This is a genomic window from Methylomonas methanica (genome assembly GCF_001644035.1).
GTDB lineage: Bacteria > Pseudomonadota > Gammaproteobacteria > Methylococcales > Methylomonadaceae > Methylomonas > Methylomonas methanica_A.
The window spans coordinates 21650-43297 of the sequence record NZ_LUUG01000115.1; the positions used below are offsets into that span (position 1 = coordinate 21650).

Sequence of the window (21648 nt, forward strand, 5' to 3'; positions counted from 1 at the left end):
CGGCGCTGCTTATCCCTGTAGTATTTCGACATAATCCTTACTTAATCCTGATTGTTCCGAGCGACGGCAAAATGACCATCAGTTGATCATGACCATCCCGCCTTTGAGGGTCAACATACCATCGCCACTGACCGTGGTTTGTAAGCCCTTCAATTCGGCTTGAGTATCCGCCTGGATTTTAACGGTCATGCCTTTGATCGTAACGCCGCTTTGGTCGATTTTGATGCTGTTGGAGCCGACTTTCAGCTCTATTGACTGTCCCGCTTCCTCGGAAATGCTACCGGTATTGACTTTGATGGTCCGGTTTCCCTGACTAACCGTCAGACTGTCGTTGCCTTGCTCGATTTCGACAGTGTGATTGCCGGTCTTGACCGTCAATTTGTCGTTACCCTGGTCCAACGTAACGGTACGGTGATTGTAGATGTCCACAGTTTGGTCGCCGGCATCTTTTTTCTCGAAACCGATTTTCTGCACGTCGTTGTTTTCCACGATACGCGTAAAGTTTTTCTCGGCGTGCATGTAAAACTCTTCGCTATCTTTCTTGTCTTCGAAACGAATTTCGTTAAAGTTTTCGGCAGAGCCGTTGGGAGTGCTGCGGGTTTTGATGCCGCTTTGGGTTTTGTTGGCATCCAAGGCATAGGGCGGCATTTGTTGGGCGTTATAGACCCGCCCGGTGATGATCGGGTTATCCGGATTGCCTTCCAGAAAATCCACAATCACTTCCTGCCCGACGCGCGGAATAAACATCGAACCCCAATTATTGCCGGCCCAAATCTGCGCAACCCGCACCCAAAACGAGCTGTTTTCATTTTTTGTGCCTAGCCGATCCCAGTGAAACTGGACTTTAACCCGCCCATATTGATCGGTAAGAATTTCGTCGCCACTCGCCCCCACGACTATGGCGGTTTGTACCCCCTGCACTATCGGCACGCGGGTGCGGCGAGGCGGGCGATAGGCGTATTCGGTACTGATAACGGAATAGGTACATTGAAACTCGTCCATGCCGCCCGCTTCGGCAATACCATAATCATTGTTTTGAATCTGGAATTGGGTCGATACCGTGAGGTATTCGCGGTTTTGATCGGCGCGCGGGAATTGCGACAGGGTAAATTTTTGCCCCACTGCCAGCGTACGTACCGTGCCGATGGCCAAGGTTTGCTCGTGCTCGGCGCGCAGCTCTTCCATACGCAGACGCGAATAACGCTCGCCCTCGCTATCTACTTTGAATTCACCCGGATAGTCGTAGACTGCTTTACTGGACTGAGCATGTTGACCGGTAATGTCGGTGACTTTATCCAAAGGCGCGGTCGTTGCCTCGAAATCGAAATCCTTTAAGCGGTAACTGCCGGAACGGATTTGCCGCCCAAGCCGCCATTCGTAAAAATGTTCTTCATCGCGGTTATCCTGATTTGCACCGGGGTAGTATTTAACCGTGGCCGGTGATGCGGCCGTCAACTGCGTGATGTCATCGCATAAAACCAGTGAATGAATGCTATCGGTATGCGTAAAGTAATAGTAGATACCTTCTTCTTCGAGCAGCCGGCTAATGAAATTGAAGTCGGTTTCCCGGTACTGCACACAAAAATCGCGGGGCTGATAAGTCGTGGAAAATTTTGTCGTCACGTCGGTATAACCATGCTCGGCGAGGACAGCCTTGACCATGTCCGGAACATTTTTCGTTGCCGGCGCCGGCGATAACACCCGGCAGTTACTGGATTGCGTCAATAACCACACTTTCGGGTGCACGATAGCCCGATAGAAATACAGGTCGCCGAGCATACCGAATTGATTAATCTGTGTGACAATGCCGTTGAACGGGCGTAGCGCGCCGTTATCAAGTTGCAATTTGACGGTAATACTGGTGCCCAACACTGTTTGCAGATCAATATCGCCGTCCTCGCTTAGCAATTCCAATTCGTACTCGAACAAACTGCTCAGTTGCTCCCTACCGGTCATCCGATACAGCACAAATGTATCCGCACCAGCGGCTGTAACCACCGAAGCGGCACGATGATCTTGAGAAAGTGGCATGGTGAAATCCTAACGCTAAAACGATAATTTTTTGATACAACCGGCGTCAGCCACCGATCAGTACCGTAGGGTAACCGAGAACAATGGTGCCGCCATGGGCGCACATGTCGCCCATTCTGGCAGCCGGCATATTGGCTATCAAAACCGTTGCCGAGCCTTTCGCGATGGTATCCGGCGGCCCAACACAGACCAACATATCCGTAGCGCGCGCCGCAGGCATATTGCCGATCATGACGGTCGGTGCGCCTGGGCCGCTTATCGGGCCGCCAACATGCGGCACAGGCCCTGTAAACATAGGGCAAACATGCATATCGGTTAAACGTGCGGCCGGTTGTCCCATCGCAATCTCCTTAAGCAGCCTGCCAAATACGGCCGTTACCGCCATTGGCAATATCAATAGCCTGCTCTATAAAAAACTGGTATTTCTCATAAGCCTTTTCCGGCTGAGTCAATACCGCGGCCAACATCACCGCACCGGCAACCGCTTTCGCAGTGAGGTTATCGGCGGGCGGCACCGATGGCGCATCTTCCGGAGCCATACTGCCGTCGCTCCAAAAGGCGGCCATGGCAGCCCAAGCGGCAGGATTTTCAAACGACGCACTATGTGCGGCGGCGTTGGCAGCCCGCCGATTCGGCTCGGTTGGCTTAAATACCCACAACTCCGCGGCATCAAGGGCTTTAACGACTTCGGGGGAGGTTTGCGGACTCACCACGCTACGCGCGGAAAGACAGGCCCACCAGGTCGCTTCGCGCTTGGGTAAAGCTCGGGCCAAAAAGCGGACCGCATCGGGATAGAGTTGCTGTTCGATCAGCTTATTCAAAAAATCAACCGGTGCAGGGTCGGCAACCAGACCTGCAACTGCCTGCTGATCCAGTTGAATATCCCGGCAAATCGCCGAAGCTTTAGGAACTGATACTTTTGTTAAAGATGCCGCGCCAGCCATGTATTCCCCACTTTCCATTCACCTTATCAAATATAAATCGAAAAACCGTTCGCCTATTATGCCGATTCTCTCACTGCCCAGGCTCATCATCGTCATTCCATTCCTTTTCATATCCGGCGTTAATCAGATAGGATCTTAATGTATTCATGATGTACTCATCATAGGCTTGAAGATCGCGGTGACCAGCTGCATCCAAGCCCTGCTCCGCATCTTTAACCGACTCGTCGACCATCTGCCAGAAAAACGCCGTTAGCAGTTTGGCCTCGTTGGCGTTTTTGACGTATCCATTGTCAATAATCTCGATGATGTCATTGGCTTTTAGTTTACGAGCATAGTGCATGAGTATTTCTTTTTCCTCAGGATACTTGTAAGCAATCATTTCAAGAACATCTTCGTATTTGGATAGACCTCGATGATCATCTACTTAGCAACCCGTTAGTACCAATAGCTTTAAACTTTTCCGCGTCAACGAATTAAGCTTATATTGTTAGCACCTAACCAACCTTTGACAGGTTACACGCTACGACACTCACAAGCATATCCAGAACAAATTGCCACAACGTCACAAATCCCATGGTGGAATGCCTAATGGCGAATTCACTCTATAAATAATCCACCATACGGGGCCAATAAAGATTAGATTCGATGCGGCATAGTAAGTGGCCCCCATACTCCAAGTTTGCCAGAGGCTTTTTGGGGAGCAACATCCCTGCGCACCACGGGAGGGCCTACATGACCTTTCACTTTAAGGTCAGACGAGCCAGCGTTCTGACCATCCACATTGAAGACGATCCCACCGTTGACGCAATACAGCCCCGTACCAATAGTCATCCCAAATGACGGGATGAGTAAGATTTGAATTGTGTCAGCATATGGTGCAAGCCGACCGCCCGAATTCGGCGTCGCGCTCGTATGCGAGTGGTCGAGACAAATTTCCATGCCAAAGGTGATCCCATCGATCGTAAAGATACCCCCTCCCATACGCTCGTCCTTAAACTTCGAGACAAAACGGCTCTGGCTACTCCCGGCGGGAGGCACATACCAATTCGTCTGATCGGTCTTGCTCTTGCCCTGACCAACGGTGACCGTCACCTGATCAGCCTTGTAGTCGATTCCCGATACGTACTCCTTAACGACCATATGGGTATCTTGCCCCTTTTGAATCAGGGCAACATTTTGAACCTCATTACCATAGCTGCCCTCGGCCGTTGCGTGGGCCGGATTGTTCATGCATTGGGGAATCGTTTTCGCAGGATTTTTCGGGTCTTTGACGAACTTGATCTTGAGATTATTGGGAGGAAGACAGACTGTACAAAATGTCTGGGTATCTTCGCTTGCCGCGACCGCAGTGCCGAATACGAACAACCAATGTTCGTAAATGCCGTTCTCCGTGCCGAGCTTTTTCATCGTGGGAATAATGTCGGCGACCAAATCATAGGAATATGCGCCTTTAGCCCCGCGAAAATAGAACTCCGGAGCCATGAAGATTTTGAGGGTACTATCGTTGTCGCCGTTGAGAACCAGATTGTTGCGGGCGCTTTCGATAGCGTGCATCATCTCGTGGCATTTCCCTTGTTGGTCACCGGAGTCCTTATCGACGAACCTGAAATAATCCCCAGTCATTGTGCTACAAGGCCTTTCCCATCCGATTAAGGTTACTTGGCTGTATTTATGCGCCAGAGCACCAAGCTCGCGAAGCTTCTTGGCGATGATTTCCTTGAGTGCTTTTACCGCGACGTGACCGGAGACCGTCGAATATTGGATCTTCTCCCAGCTGACTATCAATTGGGACAACGAGTTGAGTACATTTCGTTTCGCCATGTTAGAGAAGGCTTTCTGATAATTATCGATATCCGCGTCAATTTTGGCGATCACGCCCCCAGCCGTCTTGCGAAAAATCTGAGTGTCATTTTTCCATTGGACAAGTTTTGGAAGATCTTGGTCATACATAGCGCACCTCGATGCAAAAGATTTATAGGGAACCGGTAAAGAGATTTCGCGACAGCAAACTGCCATCCGAAATATTAATAAACGTACCCATCCGCTCAGTTTATGTTGGGACGCCTAACGGCGAACCCGCCTCACATTAATCCACCAATCGGCCATCAAAACTCATAAAAAAACTCCCCGTCGACAACCTGCACATGTACCCGCTCAATCGCGCAGCCCTCCATCATCCTTGTCAAAAACTCCTCGCTGATCTTCGGCAAAACCGTATTGGTCAAGATCGCATCTATCATCCGGCCGCCGCTTTCCAGTTCTGTACAACGGCTGGCAATCAGTTTGATGACTTCGTCGTCGTAACTGAATGGCACTTTGTGCGATTCTTCGACGCGTCTTTTGATCCGGCCCAATTGCAGACGGGCAATCGCCCCTATCATTTCGTCGTTGAGCGGGTAGTACGGAATCACCACCAAGCGGCCCAGCAACGCAGGCGGGAACACTTTTAACAAGGGCTCCCGAAGAGCCTTGGCAATGCCTTCGGGCTCCGGCATTAAATCCGGGTCTTTGCACAAGCTGGCGATCAGGTCGGTACCGGCGTTGGTGGTCAGCAAAATCAAAGTATTTTTGAAATCGATCACTCGGCCTTCGCCGTCTTCCATCCAGCCTTTGTCGAACACCTGGAAGAAAATTTCATGGACGTCGGGATGGGCTTTTTCCACTTCGTCCAGCAACACCACGCTGTAGGGCCGGCGTCTTACCGCTTCGGTCAACACACCGCCCTCGCCATAACCAACGTAGCCCGGAGGCGCACCTTTCAAGGTGGAAACGGTATGCGCTTCCTGGTATTCGCTCATGTTGATGGTGATGACGTTTTGTTCGCCGCCGTATAAGGTTTCGGCCAGCGCCAGCGCAGTTTCGGTCTTACCCACACCGGAAGTACCGGCCAGCATGAATACGCCGATAGGTTTGTTCGGGTTGTCCAACCCGGCGCGCGAGGTCTGGATGCGCTTGGCAATCATCTCCAACGCGTGGCGTTGGCCGATGATGCGCTGTTCCAAAAGGTCCGGCAGTTTCAACACAGTCTCAATTTCGTTTTTGACCATCCGGCCAACCGGGATACCGGTCCAGTCTTGAACAACGGCTCCCACGGCCTGTTGATCGACGGTAGGCAGGATTAACGGCGACTCGCCTTGTTGCTCATGTAATTGGGCCTGCAAGGCTTTCAATTCGGTTAACCAGGCGTCGCGATCATTGGCCTCGCTACCAGCATCGCCTTCCACCGGCTCTGCTGCATCAACTGCATGTCCTGCCGATCTGAGCTTGCCGCGCAATTCCAAAATTTTGCCAACCAATTCTTTCTCGGCATTCCAACGTTCTTCCAAACCGGCTAGACGTTCCTGTTCGGCTGCCAATTTTTCGTTCGCCAATTGCTCCCGCGCAGTTACTTCAACGCCCACTGCTTTTTCCCGACCGATGATCGCCAACTCGGTTTCCAAGGCTTCGATACGCTTGCGACAGTCATCCACTTCGGCAGGCACCGCATGCTGACTGATACCGACCCGGGCACAGGCTGTGTCCAGTAAACTGACCGCCTTATCCGGTAATTGCCGGGCCGGGATATAGCGGTGAGATAGTTTGACGGCTGCTTCCAACGCTTCATCCAGAATCAACACCTGATGATGTTTCTCCTGCACCGAAACCACGCCGCGCATCATGCCAATTGCTTTGGCTTCGCTAGGCTCCAGCACTTGCACGACTTGAAAACGCCGAGTCAACGCCGGGTCTTTTTCGATATGTTTTTTATATTCCGCCCAGGTGGTGGCTGCCACGGTACGCAATTGACCGCGCGCCAGCGCCGGTTTTAATAGATTGGCAGCATCGCCGGTACCGGCTGCTCCGCCCGCACCCACCAAGGTATGGGCCTCATCGATAAACAAAATGATGGGTTTGGGCGAGGCTTGCACTTCTTCAATGACTTGCCGCAAGCGGTTTTCGAATTCGCCCTTCATACTGGCGCCGGCCTGCAACAAACCAACATCCAAGGTTCGCAAGGTGACGTCGCGCAATGACGGCGGCACATCGCCGGCGACGATTTTCAATGCAAAGCCCTCGACTACCGCAGTCTTGCCGACGCCGGCCTCGCCGGTCAGAATCGGATTGTTCTGGCGGCGGCGCATCAGAATATCGATGACTTGCCGAATTTCCTCCTCGCGGCCAACAATAGGATCGATTTTGCCGTTACGCGCCTGTTCGGTCAGGTCAACGGTAAATTGTTTCAGCGCCTCCTGCTTGCCCATCGCCGCCGGCGCAATCGCGCCGCTGGCTTCGCCCGGCGTGGCGCCGACTAACGAGCCATCATTGGCGACCAAACCATCTTCCGGCGAACCGGCGACGATCTTGGGTAACTCGTCGGAAACGGTATCCGGTTTGAGTTTATCGAACTCTTTGGAGATGCCCAGCAACTCGTTGCGCAAGGATTTGGTTTTTAACATGCCGACCAGTAAATGGCCGCTGCGTACTTGGGCCTCCCCGAACATCAGCGTACCGAATACCCAACCGCGTTCTACGCTATCCTCTATATGCGGCGAGAAATCGGAAATAGCGGTGGAACCGCGCGGCAAGCGGTCCAGGGCTGTAGTCACGTCCTTGGCAATCACCGAAGCGTCCAAACCGTAATGCTTGACCAAGCGGTGCAAGTCGGAGTCTTGCAGTTGCAGCAGTTGACTCAACCAATGCACCAGCTCGACATAGGGATTGCCTCGAAGTTTGCAAAACACCGTCGCTCCCTCGACAGCTTTGTAACAAACCCTGTTCAACTTCCCAAACAACTTGACTCGGCTAATTTCCGCCATGGTGTTTATTCCTCGCTAAAGTTTAAGTGTGGTTCAGCAGGCGCCAGCAGCCTGTATGAACGGATTAAGCGTTAAATCATCGGCATCGCCTTTGTCTCGGCGCGGCCCCAGCCAAGTACTCCAACCCAATTGGGCGTCGCCATTCATGCTACTTGCGCCGGTCGTTTCAGGTATACCTAAGCTCAGCTCTTCCGGTACTTCGGCTTTTTCCAGGATTAATTGCGCATCCCAGACCAGTTCATCACCGACATAATTGCGGACGATAGCCACCAGTTTAGGCAACAACGCTCCGCCCGGCAGCAATGCCAGATAGATGCCGAGACGTAATGGCCCGAGAACGACGCGAAATTTATGTTGGCAACCCCATACACTGGCACCGATTACCACCGAGCTTCCCAGAGAACAGGTGTCGGGGCTCCAGCCCAAACGAGTTTGCTCGCGGGGCTGAATGTCCATCCACTCGCCAACAAATTCAGCAACGCGGACTGGCACTTTGAAAATATCCGACACAATGGCTTGTAAGCCTTCGGGATGTTTGGTCTGCGCGGCAAAATGCCCGGCATAGAACAATTTACCCCGGTCGGTCAATGCGTCCCGATGCTGAAACGGCTTACCGGAAATACCGAGCATGGCGCCAACGTAAAAACCGAAGCGGTCGGTCTCCGGCCGGTCGTAGTGCACTTCCGGACGGGCGTTGGCCCAGGCCCGGTAAAACAAACTGATCATCCGATGATGAAATACATCGGCGAAACGAGCGAAAGTCGGATCGTGGTGGTGACGCTGCCGTTCCCGGGCATATTCGGTCAAATGCAGCGGCAGCGGACCGTTGGGACCGAACAAGCCCATAAAATTTACTGCCAGTCTCGGTTTGCCCGTGCCAGCGTCGCCAGGAGAATAGTGATCGACTGCGGTAGCAGGAAATTCCAGCTCAGGTTCCTGAGAAAAACGCACTGCGTCATCAGCAGCTTTTACACTGGTGCCGAAGCGCGGCTTGTCGCTGTTCATGCATTCGATTAAGCGCACCGCCTCGAAAAAATCGAAGCGCGAGGCATCTTTCGTCAAGTCGCTGATCAGATCGTGTGCCGACATCCCATCCTCACAGGCCAGCGCGCCACTTCGCCGCGATCAGTAGTACGTATGACGGTTTCTACGAAAGAATTGATTGATACGTAGCGCGCGAAAAAGCGCTCCAATACCGTCGCCAGCAGAAAATAACCGCCGCCTTCAAACGCCGACTCGTCCAACGTGACGGTAATTTCCAAACCGCGCCCGAACACCATCGGTCCCTTGGCATCAATGCGTCTGACCACATTTTTCGAAGCCACGGAAATGACGCCCTCGATCTGTTTCTTGATGGCCGGTTCGCGTTGATCGGCATACAGCCCCAACAACTCCCGCAATGCCGCCGCACCGGTCTTGACATCGGTATCCAGCAACGACAGATAGTTCAATGACAAATGATTGATTAAGCGCCAGACGGTATCCGCCTCATAAGCTGCAGGCAGCGGCCGAGTTGGGCCAGCGATGCAGCGTACGGATTTTACCGGCGCACTCACCTGCAAGGTAAAATCGGTTTCGCCCTGGCCTACCGGCATCACCAGCGGTAAATCGCGGTTGGTACATAGGGTATCCAAGCCCAATTGCGCCAATTTGCTGGAATACGGCGCCTGCGCCGCATCGACCAATGAAATGAAAACCTCGCTACCGATATAACTGGAACGCACCCCTTTACGACGCTGATTCGACGACAACACACGATTCACGCGCCGTAGGCTGAAAAACGCGGTCTCACCGGCATGCTGATAGGACGCCTTGGAACCGTAAAAGGGTAGAAAGGTTTGCTCGTTGCCTTGGTCGGCCCCGAATCCGACGGCTTCATTGACGCTATGGATTTCATAATCCATTGGCCGGCTACGATCCACCACGATGTGATATTCCGATTGGCGCTGGTCGATATGGATCCGATCAGCGCGCTTGGGAAACAAGTTGATGGCCGGCACACAGAACAAAGCCAAATTATTCTGATCCAGTACATTGATCAATTGCGGTTCGCTGCGATCAAACAGCACGAACAATTCAATCTGTTCGCTGTCGCAGGTGGACGCTAGCTCTTCCAGTCCGCCGAGCTCGACAAACAGGTAGCGATCCGGGAAAGCGAAATATTCCTGCAATATTCGATAACCGTCGAACGAGCGCGGTGTCTGTCTCAGTAATGCCTCATCCGGCTCGAATCCCAAACCGCGGATTGCACCACCGGGCAGCGCACGAATTTCGGTCGAGACACCATTATTGAAGCTGCCGACGATGCCGGTTGTATTCGCCAGCAATTGCTCGTAAAGGCGATACGGGATATTACCGACTCCACGCAGGAATAGCGGCAGCCGGTCCAGGGCAATTTCGTTGAACTTTAAACCACCGACACTGTTCAGGACGATACGTAACGCCGCCTTGACTGGTCCGCGAAAATGCTTAGCCGTCAGGCCACGACTGGAAACGGCAGCCAGACTCGGTAGATATTCAATCTGACCAATCTGCAACGGCAACAGTTGCAAGGCTTGCGCAGTACGGTACTCGCAGGCGGTTTGTTCGCCTCTGGCAATCTGGCTACGCAGCACCGTATCTTTGGCTATCGTTACCCCGTCAGCGAGAGCCGCTTCGGCAAAATCCGGTTTTAACTCCACCACGGTCATTGATGGTGTCGCAGACAGATAGTGCGGATAGATAATCTGCAATAATTGCTGGGTAAAGTTGGGAAATTCGGAATCGACTTTCAATTGAACCCGAGCAGCCATAAAGGCAAAGCCTTCGAATAGGCGCTCTACATAGGGGTCGGAACATTCGAACGTATCCAATCCTAAGCGATTGGCTATTTTCGGAAATTCGGCGGCAAACTCCGCGCCCACCTCACGGACGTATTGCAATTCGCGGTTATAGTATTTAAGCAGCCGGGGATCCATCGTTAACCGTCCAATTCCTTCACGCTGATTTCGCCAGTTTCCAGATCGAGGTCGCTGCGAATGTATAAATGTATGGGCAACGGCTGTGCCCACAAATCCCCCTCGATTCGAAAGGACAGCGCCTTGTGATTCATTTGATCATCGGCTTTCGCCAATTCCACCGACAGCGAATCCGCCAAGATTCTCGGCTCGAAATCGTTAATCGCTTGCCTGACTTTGCGTTCAATCTTTTTAACGTCAATCCCGGTCAGCGATACGCCGGACAAGACCGGCGTCCCGTAATTCAGTACCGACCGAGCTACAAACGGATAGTCGGCCAAATTAACCATGCTCTCAAACGCTGCGGTGTTAAGTAGCCAGCTTAAGTCGCGCAAGACGCTCTGCCGTAATTGGCGTAAGGACATAACGCGTTGTTCGCGGGTTTCCGCGCGTTTTTCCGGCGCTTCATCAGTCAACCGATCCAACAAGGATGGTTGGAGACGTTCCGCGTGCAGTAAATCGGCCATTATTCAAGCCCTGCCGCCGGGTTAAATTCGATAGTGCGGACATCCAGCAGGGCGTAATCGTCGACGTCGGTGGCCAGTAAGCGCTGTCCGGTGCCATGCATTACGCCATCGGCGACTTCGTTCCATTCGGTTAAACGGGACAGGCGGATGCGGGCGTCCGAAGCCGTTTCAGAGCCCGGATAACGGCAAGGTATCAAGCCGCTTGCTTCACCGCCATTGATCCAGGTAAATTGCGCCGGTATCCATACCAAATCGCGTAAATCGGTGGGTTTTTCCAACTGAATCTTGCTGATCTGCATAAACGGCACCCAATAGTATCGACCGTTGACAATGGCCTCCAAGACGGGTCCCAAACGGCTATCAGCATCCGCCATCCATTCAAACGGCGTGCCGTCGAGCGTTCCAGCAGTAGCCGGCGCCTGTTGCAAGGCCTGAGTTCGTAACTGCACGGCTTGCTGAAAATCACCGCTGCTTTCCCGCATAAGCGCTTCGAGAAGCAAGGCCAACCACGCAGGTGGTTCTCCAAAGATCAGCGGCGTTTTGCGCGCAGCGAAAACATCCTTACGTAGCGCTTCGCAGAGTAAAACTTGTTCGTAAGTACTAACCATCAGCAAGGTGGAGGCATCCAAATCACGCAGCACATTGAGTTGATTTAGCGCCTTGTCCCATAGGCCCTGCACGCAATACAACTGAAACAGCAGGATACGGGATTTAGGATCGGCCGGGTTTTGCCTGATATGTTGCTGGGTCTGCTGCAATGCCGCGTCCAATTCGCCGTCGGCAATCAACCGTGAAACGTCCTGCATGGGAATCTCCGATAAATAAAAAACCCCCGGCTATCAGGAAATAGCCGGGGTCACGCTTTAAGGAGCTGCGTTTAGCTTCAAGTCCCAAGCTTTTAGTTCTCCAGCCACCGGCGCCGTGCCTTCGCCAAAAGTGCTGTACTTGGTAGTGATCTTGTTGAAGTTGATGGAAATGCTCTCGCTGGGACGATCACCGCCACTAGAGGCGCTGTAACCGCTAATAATGGCTTCACCCAATTCGATTTCGTAATAGACTTGAACCTTGGAATCTGAGCCCGCAGTTTGGATGAAATGTATTGTGGCGGTGCCCAAACTTTTACCGCAGATGGCTTGTCTCCAAAGCTCTGTGGAGGCAATGTCCATGCTTTTGGTAATAGTCACTTCGGAAAACGAAGGATTGCTGGTGTCACGGTCTTTGCCGGTACCGCTGGTTGAGATGGCGCGGCCGACGCCCATTTGCAAAGAGTCGAGGGTAATCCAATCTTTGTGCCCTTCGACTGTGCTATCGCCTTTAATTGCTGTTGCGAAATTTAATAAAATCATAATACTCTCCTTTCTAAGTTACTGATAAAAAACATAAACGGGTACTCACCCAAAGATTTACAGCGCCGGCAAGCCGGCATATAAAACAACCATCGCCAGTCCCGGGAAATTCGCATTACCGACCCGACAATTAGCATACTTCCTAGCCTTATTCAGCGAACAGGGCTTAACCTTTTTGCGACGGTAATTTAGACGTCAGCCGCAAGGAAACCGTCAACCCTTCCAACTGATAGTGCGGTCTCAGGAAAAACTTGGATTGATAATATCCAGGATTGCCTTCCACCTCTTCTACCACCACCTCTGCCCCAGCCAACGGCCGCCGGGCTTTATCTTTTTCAGTCGCCACCGCCGGGTTGCTTAGTACATACTGGCTAATCCAAGTATTCAGCCAAGCTTCCATATCCTGCCGCTCCTTAAACGAACCGATCTTGTCGCGCACGATACATTTGAGGTAATGCGCAAAACGGCAAGTCGCAAATAAGTAAGGCAAACGCGCGGCCAGATTAGCGTTGGCACTGGCATCCGGGTCTTGGTACTCGAACGGTTTTTGTAAAGACTGCGCACCAATAAACGCGGCAAAATCGGTGTTTTTCTTATGCAGCAAGGGCATGAAGCCACTTTTCGCCAACTCTGCTTCGCGCCGGTCGGTAATAGCGATTTCGGTCGGACACTTCATGTCGACGCCGCCGTCGTCGGTCGGGAAGGAATGCACCGGCAAGCCTTCCACCGCGCCACCGGACTCGATACCGCGAATCTGCGAACACCAGCCGTATAACTTAAAAGAACGATTAATATTGACCGCCATGGCATAAGCCGCGTTGGACCATGTATATTTGCTGCTGTCGGCGCCCGAGGTATCTTCCTCGAAATCAAACTCCTCGACAGGATCGGTTTTCGAACCGTACGGTAACCGGCTGAGGAAGCGCGGCATAGCCAAACCGAGGTAACGCGAATCTTCGGATTCCCGCAATGAACGCCAGGCCGCATATTCGGGCGTTTGAAAAATTTTGGTCAGATCGCGTGGATTCGCCAATTCAGACCAACTCTCCATTTGCAGCACGGATGGCGCCACACCGGAAATGAACGGAGTGTGCGCAGAGGCGCTGATTTTCGCCATCTCGCCCAACAATTCCACATCTTGCGGACTGTGGTCGAAATGGTAGTCGCCCACCAAGCAACCGAACGGTTCGCCACCAAACGTGCCATATTCTTCTTCGTAAAGTTTTTTGAATAGCGGACTTTGGTCCCAAGCCGTACCCTTGAATTTTTTCAGGGTTTTACCCAACTCATTTTTGGTGATATTTAACACGCGAATTTTCAACATTTCGTCGGTTTCGGTGTTGTTAACCAGGTAATGTAAGCCGCGCCAAGCACCTTCCAGTTTTTGAAAATCAGGATGATGTATGACTAAATTCAATTGCTCGGTGATCTTCTGGTCAAGGCTGGCAATAATCGACTGGATAGTTTTAATTGCGTCGTCGGATACTTTTGAAACATCCTGTAATGCGTATTGCGCCAAGGTAGTTACCGCAGTATTGACCTGATTGGCAGCTTCTGTTCCTGGCTTGAACTCCTTGGACAATAATGCGGAAAAATCGTCCAATTCCAGAGTTTGAGTTGCGCCCTGTCCGCCTTGAGTTTCTAATTCGGCCATGGCTTACTCCCCTTTTCCTTCGGCAGCATCACCGCCGGCTTCCGTCGGTTTCGCCGAAGCAGCCAAGGTTTGCAACAATGCTGGGTCGTTAACTAACTTCGCGATTAATTCCTCGGCACCGGTTTTACCGTCCATGTAAGTGATCAAGTTGGACAATTGGGTTCTAGCTTCCAAGACTTTATCCAAGCCTGCCACTTTTTTGGCAACCGCTGCGGGGGAAAAGTCATCCATACTTTCGAAGGTGATATCGACATTCAAATTGCCTTCACCGGTCAACGTGTTGGCAACTTGAAATGCAACCCGAGGTTTCATCGATTTCAACCGCTCGTTGAAATTATCGACATCGATTTCCAACAATTTACGATCAGCTACCGGCGCCAATGGCTCGGAAGGCTTGCCCGACAAGTCCGACATCACGCCCATCACGAACGGCAACTGCACCTTTTTTTCGGAACCGTAGAGTTCGACATCGTATTCAATCTGTACCCGGGGTGCCCGGTTCCGTTGTATAAACTTCTGACTACTTTCAGCCATTGTATTCTCCGCTTGACATTAAGAAGGACTACCAAAAAATCGTTTTTTAACTCGGGTCCGGCCCCTTTATGGTACTTATTTGGGAAAGCGCATCCGGCATTAAGTTCTGAACGATTTCCATAAAATCCGCAGTTGCGAGATGCTTGGCCCTGCGCAATAGAATGGGTACAGGGCTAGACGGTTCGTAGTCAGCATAATATTTACAAAGCGCGTCCAAGGTTCTCACCACATCTTGACGCGACTCGATAGCTCCACTAACCGCCGATCTCGATTTGACCGGTTTTACATCATTACTATCTACCTCGGTACCGGTTTCATTTTCGATTGCCTCGCTCTCGTTACCGCCAGCCAACCGCGATCCCGCGTAATGATCAAAATCATCCCGAACTTCCTTGAGTAACGCTTTCAAGGGCGTCAACACTGCGCCTTGGCTGGCACCGACTTTTTCGTTAACGAAAGTATCGATCTGCTCAATTATCTTGATACTCTCGAGTAATGCCTGATAAGTATCGGTCAAAGCGGTATCATCTACATCCAGAAAAGCCGCTTTGATAGCTGCATTGTCCGGCTTTGTCAGATCCTTGGGCACTTCCAGACGATCAGTGGCGTATTGGATATCGCGCAAACAAAAGCGGCCAACGGCTTTTGACTCAACCAGTACCGCCAAACTTAGGGGCCTGAGTATCAGGTCGAAGCTGGCCAGCTCTTCCAAAATATTGACTCGCGACGTCGGATCCATACCATCGTCGGGATCGAGCTGCGGATAGATAGAGTCCCAATAACGGGATATAGATTCCTCCAGAAACGCCAGTCCATCGCGAAAACCTCTCCAACCTTCCACATTGATCAGCGTCCGGATCAAGTACAAGATGACCTGTAGATCCTTTGAGCGTTGTAACAATGCGAACGCCTCCTTGTAGACTTCGCGCCAGTTGGGTGGTAGCGCTTTCTCTCCGGAAAACTGATTCTCCGGGGTTCCTAAAATATTGCTGTCCAACGCCACTCTGGCGCTGTCATATTCAAGGTTATCTCCACAAGGGTGCTCGGCCGAAACGGGTTCTAGTAATCCGGACAAATCTGCCATTTTCACGCCTCTCTCGTCATGCAATTGTTAACGTCAACCGATTGAACCGCGATAACGAAACTTTGTGCCCTGCGTTCCGTTTCTTACAATCGACACGATTCTATTCTGCTCCGGACTTGTTACACCAGTATTTAGTCCAAAACCAATCCGCATTAGTCTAGTCGCTTTTTTATGTCCCGCTTTAAACTAAAGAACAGTGCCTGTCACAGTTTCTTATATCTATCAATTTGCATTTGCCGATTAATAGATAACCTAGCTATACCATTTAGCATGCCAACCCACGAACACATTAATCACGCGCTTATAAGACTATGATATAAAACAATTTATAAGTTAAATAGGCCACCATATCGCGAATTTGAAGCCCTATTGCAGAGACAAATCAGCACGATATTTCGTATCGGATACGATATTTGGTACTTGCGGAGATTCGTTAACGAGATGCTGGATAACGATTTAAATTCAGAAACTCCCAACTGGCGCTAAAACTCGCACATCGTTACACTGCGGCGTTGATCAGCTTGCGTTTAACTTTGCGTCGCCTGGTCCATACTAATGAGCAACGGAAGATAGACTGCGCCCAAAGCAACGCCGATGGAGTAATACCGGCCTATGAGTAATGGCGGTTAATCGTCAGCCTGATCGTATATTTATATTAAGTCCGCCGGAACCCTGCATAAACTCAGATGTTCCGCGTCTAAAACAGCATTGTGAATTCTGTCTTAACCAATAAACTCTGCAACCAATACGGTAATGTTATCTCGACCGCTTCTGCTCAACGCCTGATTTATCAGGGCTTCTGCGGCCGATTGGCAATTACCTGCGGCCATCAACTCCGCAATTTCGCTTTCCGACAACTCTTTATCCAAACCGTCACTACATAACAGATAACGATCACCGCTGGCCGCCTGAAAGCGAACCACATCCAAGGCCAAGGTCAATTGTCCACCAACCGCGCGCGTGATTACATTCGCCCCGACTTGCTTTGCCGCCACTTCCCGGCTCATTACGCCGGAATCCATCAATTCGTCGATCAAGGTATGGTCGCGCGTAATCTGCGTAAACGCGCCGTTACGCAGTTGATATAAGCGACTGTCCCCAGCCCAAACCGCCGCACATTCTGCTTCTTTTGCAAGCAAAGCTACCACCGTGGTACCGACAATACTACCCTGTTGAATGCCCGAAGCAAAAAGGCATAAATCTTCGTTGATCTTATGCAATCTATTGCAAACTGCTTCAACCTGACTATCCAGGTTTTGGTTAAATTCCAAGGTCGATAAGGAATCCACCACCAAGCGACTGGCAACGTCGCCGGACTGATGCCCGCCCATACCGTCAGCAACCACCCATAAACCAAGGGACGGGCAATCGAGCAAAGCATCTTCATTGTGTTTACGCTTATTGCCGACCACCGTGACCCCGTATGAAGTCCACGCGGGCGAGTTAGGAAGCCCTAAAGAATCACCCGCTAATGCGTCCGCCCTGGCTAGGCTTGGCATCCGCTCTGATTTTTTAACACTTTGACTTTGTTGATAACTCTGCATATGCCAAGATCTGCCAGCCTGCGGCATACCTTGCAAAAAACTCGCGTAAGCATCGATCGGCGGCAATCCTTCGCAAAATAGCAAGCTAGGTCGATTCGACTGGCCACCCTCGCTCGCCCAAATACTGTGTCCCGGCAAAAACCGTTCTATCAGACACTGGCTCAAGCGCGGAAACAGTACTGCGGCCTGATCCAAGCCCTCTAGATCGAAACGAAACGCTAGCTTACCGTTAGCCGTCCCACTGCTAGAGTCGGCTTGAAAACACTGTATGGTAGAGTCAGCTGAGCCGATTTCAATCAGCCTTTTATCGAATTTATCCAGGTCACCGGCCTCGTTCAACACCGACAGCGCGGCGTCTTCCAGTTGCGCAAACCAATCGGACTCCGGCAAAAACAACTGTAGCAATGCGTCTGCGGAGACTGCTTGCGCCAAGGTCAACGGATAATAGCGACCGACTCTATCGACGCTAGGCATCATGACACCGGCCCAGGCAGTTGGGCCGCATACACCGGGGCTAAGCGCGAATCGCCAAATCGGGCTAACCAAAAACAACGATAGCCAGTTGTCGCCCAGAGTTTCCTGGCTAGCGCGCATTGCAGCTTGTAACCACTGATCCCATGGCTCGATAAAATGCCTGGGCAAGCGCCGACTGACAAAATCGCCCAAGCCCGGCACTTTTCCAAAAAAACCAACGCTCAGCCCGTCCAGAGAACTCATAAGGACTCCGGACAACGGAAGCTTTGATATTCGCTGATACCAAATGGATTATTAACGCTGGCCGCGCGCAATTCGAACTTAGCGGTATAGCCTTCCAGTTGCACGGTCAAATTAAAGCGACCCGGCAAACCAGTGGGCTGGATATTGAACTCGTCGAACATTCTGAATAATGCCCAGGCACCTTCCTTGGATTTACTGACTTGTTTGCCGTCCAACGCTTCAAACACCACTCTAACGCCGGCACTATTGTTGGTGCCGGGCCACTGAAACTTGGTGAGTTGTTCCGGACCATGGCGGTACACCAATTCCTGGCCTTCGACGTTTAATCTGAAGGTGCCGACTTTGTCGTCCAACGTCAAGGGCTTTAACTCGAACTGCACTTGCGGCACCGCGCCGCCGCCGGGAAAAAATGCGTCACGGATTTTCGAGGCGATCTGGAATTGGCGAATACTGGCCGCTGATAAGCCCAAAGCCTTATCGGAACTGAGCTCCTGCCACTGTACCGCCGCAGTATCGACAAACGCCTTGAGGTTAGTGTTAAAAAACTGATCGACAATGCCGTTAGCGGCAAAGACTTTACCGAAATCAGCCATCAACACATCCTGCTGGGTATTTTTTGCAAACGGATAACGTCCGGCCAAAGCGCTTTTGCAGGGCATGGTCACCGCGGTTTTCAGCATTTCGTTTAACTGGACTTTCGCACCGGTTTTGATTTGCTGTCCGCCCGTGCTGGTCAGGGCATTCAAGGAGGCCGCAACCGGGCCGGGCAAACGGGCAAACTCCATTTTGGCGGCTTGGAGAGGATCTACACCGCCGCCGGCGAACCGCGCCGCCTCGGTAGACAAGGCTTGGCCGCCGCTATTCGGCGCCGAACCAATCTGCATCAGATAATCGTGCAGGTTTTTAATACTCGCCAAGGTTGCGGCGATGGGAGCCGGCCTATCGGCGGCACCCCGCACTTGCATATTGTAAGGCTCGAAATAAGTCTCCAAGGCCTTAACCGGATCGACGCCACCGTCGCTTTGCTTAGCCATCGCCAGCAGTTTTTGGGTGGCAGCCTCCGGCACGGCCAACGCACCGCCAGTGGATTTTGCCAACGCATCGGCCAATTCGGAAGAGAGCTTGCTCAGCGCGGTATTTTTTTCGACCAGTTCCAACAACAGCTTCAGCGGCGAATCAGGACGCGACAGCAGATCCAAGGTATCTACCAGCTGATTATTGCTGGGCTGCGGGCGGAATTTAACCGCTGTCAGCACGCCATCCCAGGTCTTTTGATAATCCCCCAAATACAGACGTTTGAAATCGCTATATAAACGATCAATTTCGACAGGCGTACTGGCACCGTTTACGCCGAGCACCCAGTTCTGCTCACTGGCTTCATTGACGTAAACCATGCCTTTCTTCAGAAACAGCTCCGTATAGCCGTAACTGCTAAACAGACCGGGCACAACCAGCGTATCCAATTCCTTGCCGTTTGCTGTAAACACTCGGCCACCGTTCGGCGCCAGTTGTCCGGCGACGGAAATGTCGTGACTGCGATCAAACAGCGCCTCGCTTTTAAAGCGGCTATAAAGTTGATTGACCATGGGAATTTGCGTCAGTTTATTGCGCACTGCGTCGACAAACCCGTTATCAAGTGCTGCCGGATCCAAATTCAAAGCCAACAAGTTATCCAGATGTAACTGCAATTTGGCTTGGGTTTCCGGGTCGGTGGCAAACATTTGCTCCCAATCCAATTTCACCCAGGGTTGCGCAACCTTGGCGTCCATCCGTTGCGGCTCGCCGAACATCAGATAGACACGCAGCAGTTGATAGAGCACATCCAGATTTTTGCCTTCATCGCTTTGCATACGCTCTTTCAAGCGCAGCGCGACCAAAGCCTGAAAATTTTCGCGAAGCAAGCGTTGATAGGAAATATCGACAGCGGAATCGATTTTATCGCCTTGATATAATCCAAAGCCGCTGCTCCAGCCGGTTTGTCCATACACATCCTTGGCGGCTTGCAGGGCATTTAGCTTAGGCAGCAACGCCAAAAAACCGGAACGTGAATCTGTTGGAGCAAGATTACTGGCTCGGTAAATTTCTATCTGTTTTTCGACATCGGCAATCGCCGACTTATTGGTGGCAAAACTGACCATCCACACCACCACGGCTATCGCTACAATCGCAAAGGTGGCGGCAAAGCCTGCGAGGTTCATCAAACGAAAACGCCGTTCGACCTTTGGATCCACACCAACCAAATCGGCTTCTGGAAACACTACTTGCTTCAAGAGTTTGGTCAGAAAATAACTTTTTCCGCGTCCGCTCATTAATGGCGTCACTTGTCTTTCCAATCTAAAGCTTGAGGCCAACGCCGCCATCACTCGGTCTATCGGTGTGCCTTCCTGGGTGCCGCTGCTGAAATACACGCCGCGCAACAGGAAAGGCTCTTCGTAGCGATTGGTGGAAAACGCGGCGTCCAAAAACCCGATTGCCACCGATTTGAACAGCATCATTTGCTGCGGAAAATCGAAAATAGCGTTACGGCGCTGCACATCGCGCTCTTCCTGGATACGCTTCAAACGGCGCTGCACCAGCCTTTCGGTCAATTCGTCGTAGGCCTTTTCGAATTGCAGTAAATGGGCTGCCAGATCTTCTTTATCGTTGTCGGCACGAATAAACGTCTCACCCCACACCTGGCTGCGCTCGTCTTCGGTTAAATTGGCGAAGAAATCACTAAAACCTGCCACGAGGTCGGCTTTGGTGAACAACACATACACCGGCAATTGCACACCCAATTGCGCATTGAGTTCCGTAACCCGCCGCCGAATCGCCGCCGCATGCTGGCGCAACTCTTCCTCGGTCTGCTGTATCAAATCGCTAACGCTCACCGCCACAAACACACCATTCAGCGGTCGGCGTGGTCGGTATTTTTTTAACAATTGCAGGAATCCATGCCAGGCTGTAGCGTCCACTTCTTGATGACTATCTTGCGTGGTGTAGCGGCCAGCGGTATCCAACAACACCGCTTCGTCAGCAAACCACCAATCGCAATCTCGCGTGCCGCTGACGCCTTTTACCGCGTGCTTGCCCAAGCGTTCCGCCAACGGAAATTGCAATCCGGAATTGATTAAGGCTGTGGTTTTGCCGGACCCCGGCGCACCGATAATCGCATACCAAGGCAATTCGTAAAGATATTGCTTCCGTCCGCGTTGCTTGGAGCTGGTGGTTTTCAGCAAAGCCAAGGCCTCATCGAAACCACGATTCAATACATCCAGCTCCGCCGCCGAGGCCGATTGCGCATCGTTTGCATCGGCATCGCGAGCCAAATCGGCCATAAGGCGCTGCTCACGCTTACGCGACAACAGCCAAGCGACCAGCCGGTAAAGCAACCAACATCCGACTATTACGCCAATAGTTATGATCCGGCTTAAATCGGACTCCAACGGCACACTGCCGGCGATCGCAATTAAAGGCCCGATAAACCAAATTAGTACCGACAAAACCACGATACCGATCAGCTCAAGCACCCACTTTGTTTTAAAAAAACTGATTA

The 21648-nt window shown here is 51.7% G+C and carries 16 protein-coding genes; all 16 read right to left on the reverse strand.

All coding sequences use genetic code 11. The features are described 5' to 3' along the window. Positions 1-78: 78 nt before the first annotated feature. The gene (locus A1332_RS20950; RefSeq protein ID WP_064010363.1) at positions 79-2031 is read right to left on the reverse strand and encodes a type VI secretion system Vgr family protein; all 1953 of its coding nucleotides are present in this window, start codon (positions 2029-2031) and stop codon (positions 79-81) included. Positions 2032-2077: 46 nt separating this feature from the next. Continuing rightward, positions 2078-2371 (reverse strand): PAAR domain-containing protein, encoded by a 294-nt coding sequence (locus A1332_RS20955; RefSeq protein ID WP_036279913.1) that lies wholly within the window; start codon positions 2369-2371, stop codon positions 2078-2080. Between the two features lie 10 nt (positions 2372-2381). Then, a complete protein-coding gene (locus A1332_RS20960) occupies positions 2382-2975 on the reverse strand; it encodes a DUF6931 family protein (RefSeq protein WP_064010380.1) in 594 nt (197 codons plus the stop codon). A gap of 70 nt (positions 2976-3045) precedes the next feature. Continuing rightward, the gene (locus tag A1332_RS20965; RefSeq protein ID WP_064010364.1) at positions 3046-3354 is read right to left on the reverse strand and encodes a hypothetical protein; all 309 of its coding nucleotides are present in this window, start codon (positions 3352-3354) and stop codon (positions 3046-3048) included. Between the two features lie 257 nt (positions 3355-3611). Further along, positions 3612-4925, reverse strand: coding sequence for a hypothetical protein (locus A1332_RS20970; protein WP_064010365.1), 1314 nt, complete (start codon positions 4923-4925; stop codon positions 3612-3614). Between the two features lie 155 nt (positions 4926-5080). Next, positions 5081-7771, reverse strand: a complete 2691-nt coding sequence (gene tssH, locus A1332_RS20975; protein ID WP_064010366.1) for a type VI secretion system ATPase TssH — start codon at positions 7769-7771, stop codon at positions 5081-5083. A 33-nt stretch (positions 7772-7804) separates the two neighbouring features. Then, positions 7805-8860, reverse strand: coding sequence for a type VI secretion system baseplate subunit TssG (gene tssG, locus A1332_RS20980; protein ID WP_064010367.1), 1056 nt, complete (start codon positions 8858-8860; stop codon positions 7805-7807). After that, a complete protein-coding gene (gene tssF / locus A1332_RS20985) occupies positions 8842-10728 on the reverse strand; it encodes a type VI secretion system baseplate subunit TssF (protein ID WP_064010368.1) in 1887 nt (628 codons plus the stop codon). Before tssF ends, tssG begins: the two co-directional genes overlap by 19 nt. Positions 10729-10730: 2 nt before the next feature. After that, positions 10731-11234: a type VI secretion system baseplate subunit TssE gene (tssE, locus tag A1332_RS20990; protein ID WP_064010369.1), complete on the reverse strand. Its 504-nt coding sequence runs from the start codon at positions 11232-11234 to the stop codon at positions 10731-10733. Then, positions 11234-12040, reverse strand: a complete 807-nt coding sequence (locus A1332_RS20995) for a type VI secretion system accessory protein TagJ (protein WP_020483718.1) — start codon at positions 12038-12040, stop codon at positions 11234-11236. The genes tssE and A1332_RS20995 overlap by 1 nt, the downstream gene beginning before the upstream one ends. Positions 12041-12097: 57 nt before the next feature. Then, the gene (locus tag A1332_RS21000) at positions 12098-12580 is read right to left on the reverse strand and encodes a type VI secretion system tube protein Hcp (protein WP_020483719.1); all 483 of its coding nucleotides are present in this window, start codon (positions 12578-12580) and stop codon (positions 12098-12100) included. Positions 12581-12746: 166 nt separating this feature from the next. Then, positions 12747-14234 carry a type VI secretion system contractile sheath large subunit gene (tssC, locus tag A1332_RS21005; RefSeq protein ID WP_020483720.1) on the reverse strand — a complete coding sequence of 496 codons (1488 nt, stop codon included), beginning with the start codon at positions 14232-14234 and terminating at the stop codon, positions 12747-12749. Positions 14235-14237: 3 nt separating this feature from the next. Beyond that, positions 14238-14768 (reverse strand): type VI secretion system contractile sheath small subunit, encoded by a 531-nt coding sequence (gene tssB, locus A1332_RS21010; protein ID WP_064010370.1) that lies wholly within the window; start codon positions 14766-14768, stop codon positions 14238-14240. Positions 14769-14814: 46 nt separating this feature from the next. Beyond that, on the reverse strand, positions 14815-15852 hold the full coding sequence (gene tssA, locus A1332_RS21015) for a type VI secretion system protein TssA (protein ID WP_064010371.1): 1038 nt from the start codon (positions 15850-15852) through the stop codon (positions 14815-14817). 722 nt (positions 15853-16574) lie between these two features. After that, positions 16575-18113, reverse strand: a complete 1539-nt coding sequence (gene tagF, locus A1332_RS25090; RefSeq protein ID WP_082879811.1) for a type VI secretion system-associated protein TagF — start codon at positions 18111-18113, stop codon at positions 16575-16577. Next, positions 18110-21622, reverse strand: coding sequence for a type VI secretion system membrane subunit TssM (gene tssM / locus A1332_RS21025; RefSeq protein WP_231890379.1), 3513 nt, complete (start codon positions 21620-21622; stop codon positions 18110-18112). Before tssM ends, tagF begins: the two co-directional genes overlap by 4 nt. Between the last annotated feature and the right edge of the window lie 26 nt (positions 21623-21648).

Bases quoted from the DNA above. Each gene is read 5' to 3' on its own strand.
- A1332_RS20950 (WP_064010363.1), bottom strand. From the start codon at position 2,031: ATGCCACTTTCTCAAGATCATCGTGCCGCTTCGGTGGTTACAGCCGCT.
- A1332_RS20955 (WP_036279913.1), bottom strand. From the start codon at position 2,371: ATGGGACAACCGGCCGCACGTTTAACCGATATGCATGTTTGCCCTATG.
- A1332_RS20960 (WP_064010380.1), bottom strand. From the start codon at position 2,975: ATGGCTGGCGCGGCATCTTTAACAAAAGTATCAGTTCCTAAAGCTTCG.
- A1332_RS20965 (WP_064010364.1), bottom strand. From the start codon at position 3,354: ATGATTGCTTACAAGTATCCTGAGGAAAAAGAAATACTCATGCACTAT.
- A1332_RS20970 (WP_064010365.1), bottom strand. From the start codon at position 4,925: ATGTATGACCAAGATCTTCCAAAACTTGTCCAATGGAAAAATGACACT.
- tssH (WP_064010366.1), bottom strand. From the start codon at position 7,771: ATGGCGGAAATTAGCCGAGTCAAGTTGTTTGGGAAGTTGAACAGGGTT.
- tssG (WP_064010367.1), bottom strand. From the start codon at position 8,860: ATGTCGGCACACGATCTGATCAGCGACTTGACGAAAGATGCCTCGCGC.
- tssF (WP_064010368.1), bottom strand. From the start codon at position 10,728: ATGGATCCCCGGCTGCTTAAATACTATAACCGCGAATTGCAATACGTC.
- tssE (WP_064010369.1), bottom strand. From the start codon at position 11,234: ATGGCCGATTTACTGCACGCGGAACGTCTCCAACCATCCTTGTTGGAT.
- A1332_RS20995 (WP_020483718.1), bottom strand. From the start codon at position 12,040: ATGCAGGACGTTTCACGGTTGATTGCCGACGGCGAATTGGACGCGGCA.
- A1332_RS21000 (WP_020483719.1), bottom strand. From the start codon at position 12,580: ATGATTTTATTAAATTTCGCAACAGCAATTAAAGGCGATAGCACAGTC.
- tssC (WP_020483720.1), bottom strand. From the start codon at position 14,234: ATGGCCGAATTAGAAACTCAAGGCGGACAGGGCGCAACTCAAACTCTG.
- tssB (WP_064010370.1), bottom strand. From the start codon at position 14,768: ATGGCTGAAAGTAGTCAGAAGTTTATACAACGGAACCGGGCACCCCGG.
- tssA (WP_064010371.1), bottom strand. From the start codon at position 15,852: ATGGCAGATTTGTCCGGATTACTAGAACCCGTTTCGGCCGAGCACCCT.
- tagF (WP_082879811.1), bottom strand. From the start codon at position 18,113: ATGAGTTCTCTGGACGGGCTGAGCGTTGGTTTTTTTGGAAAAGTGCCG.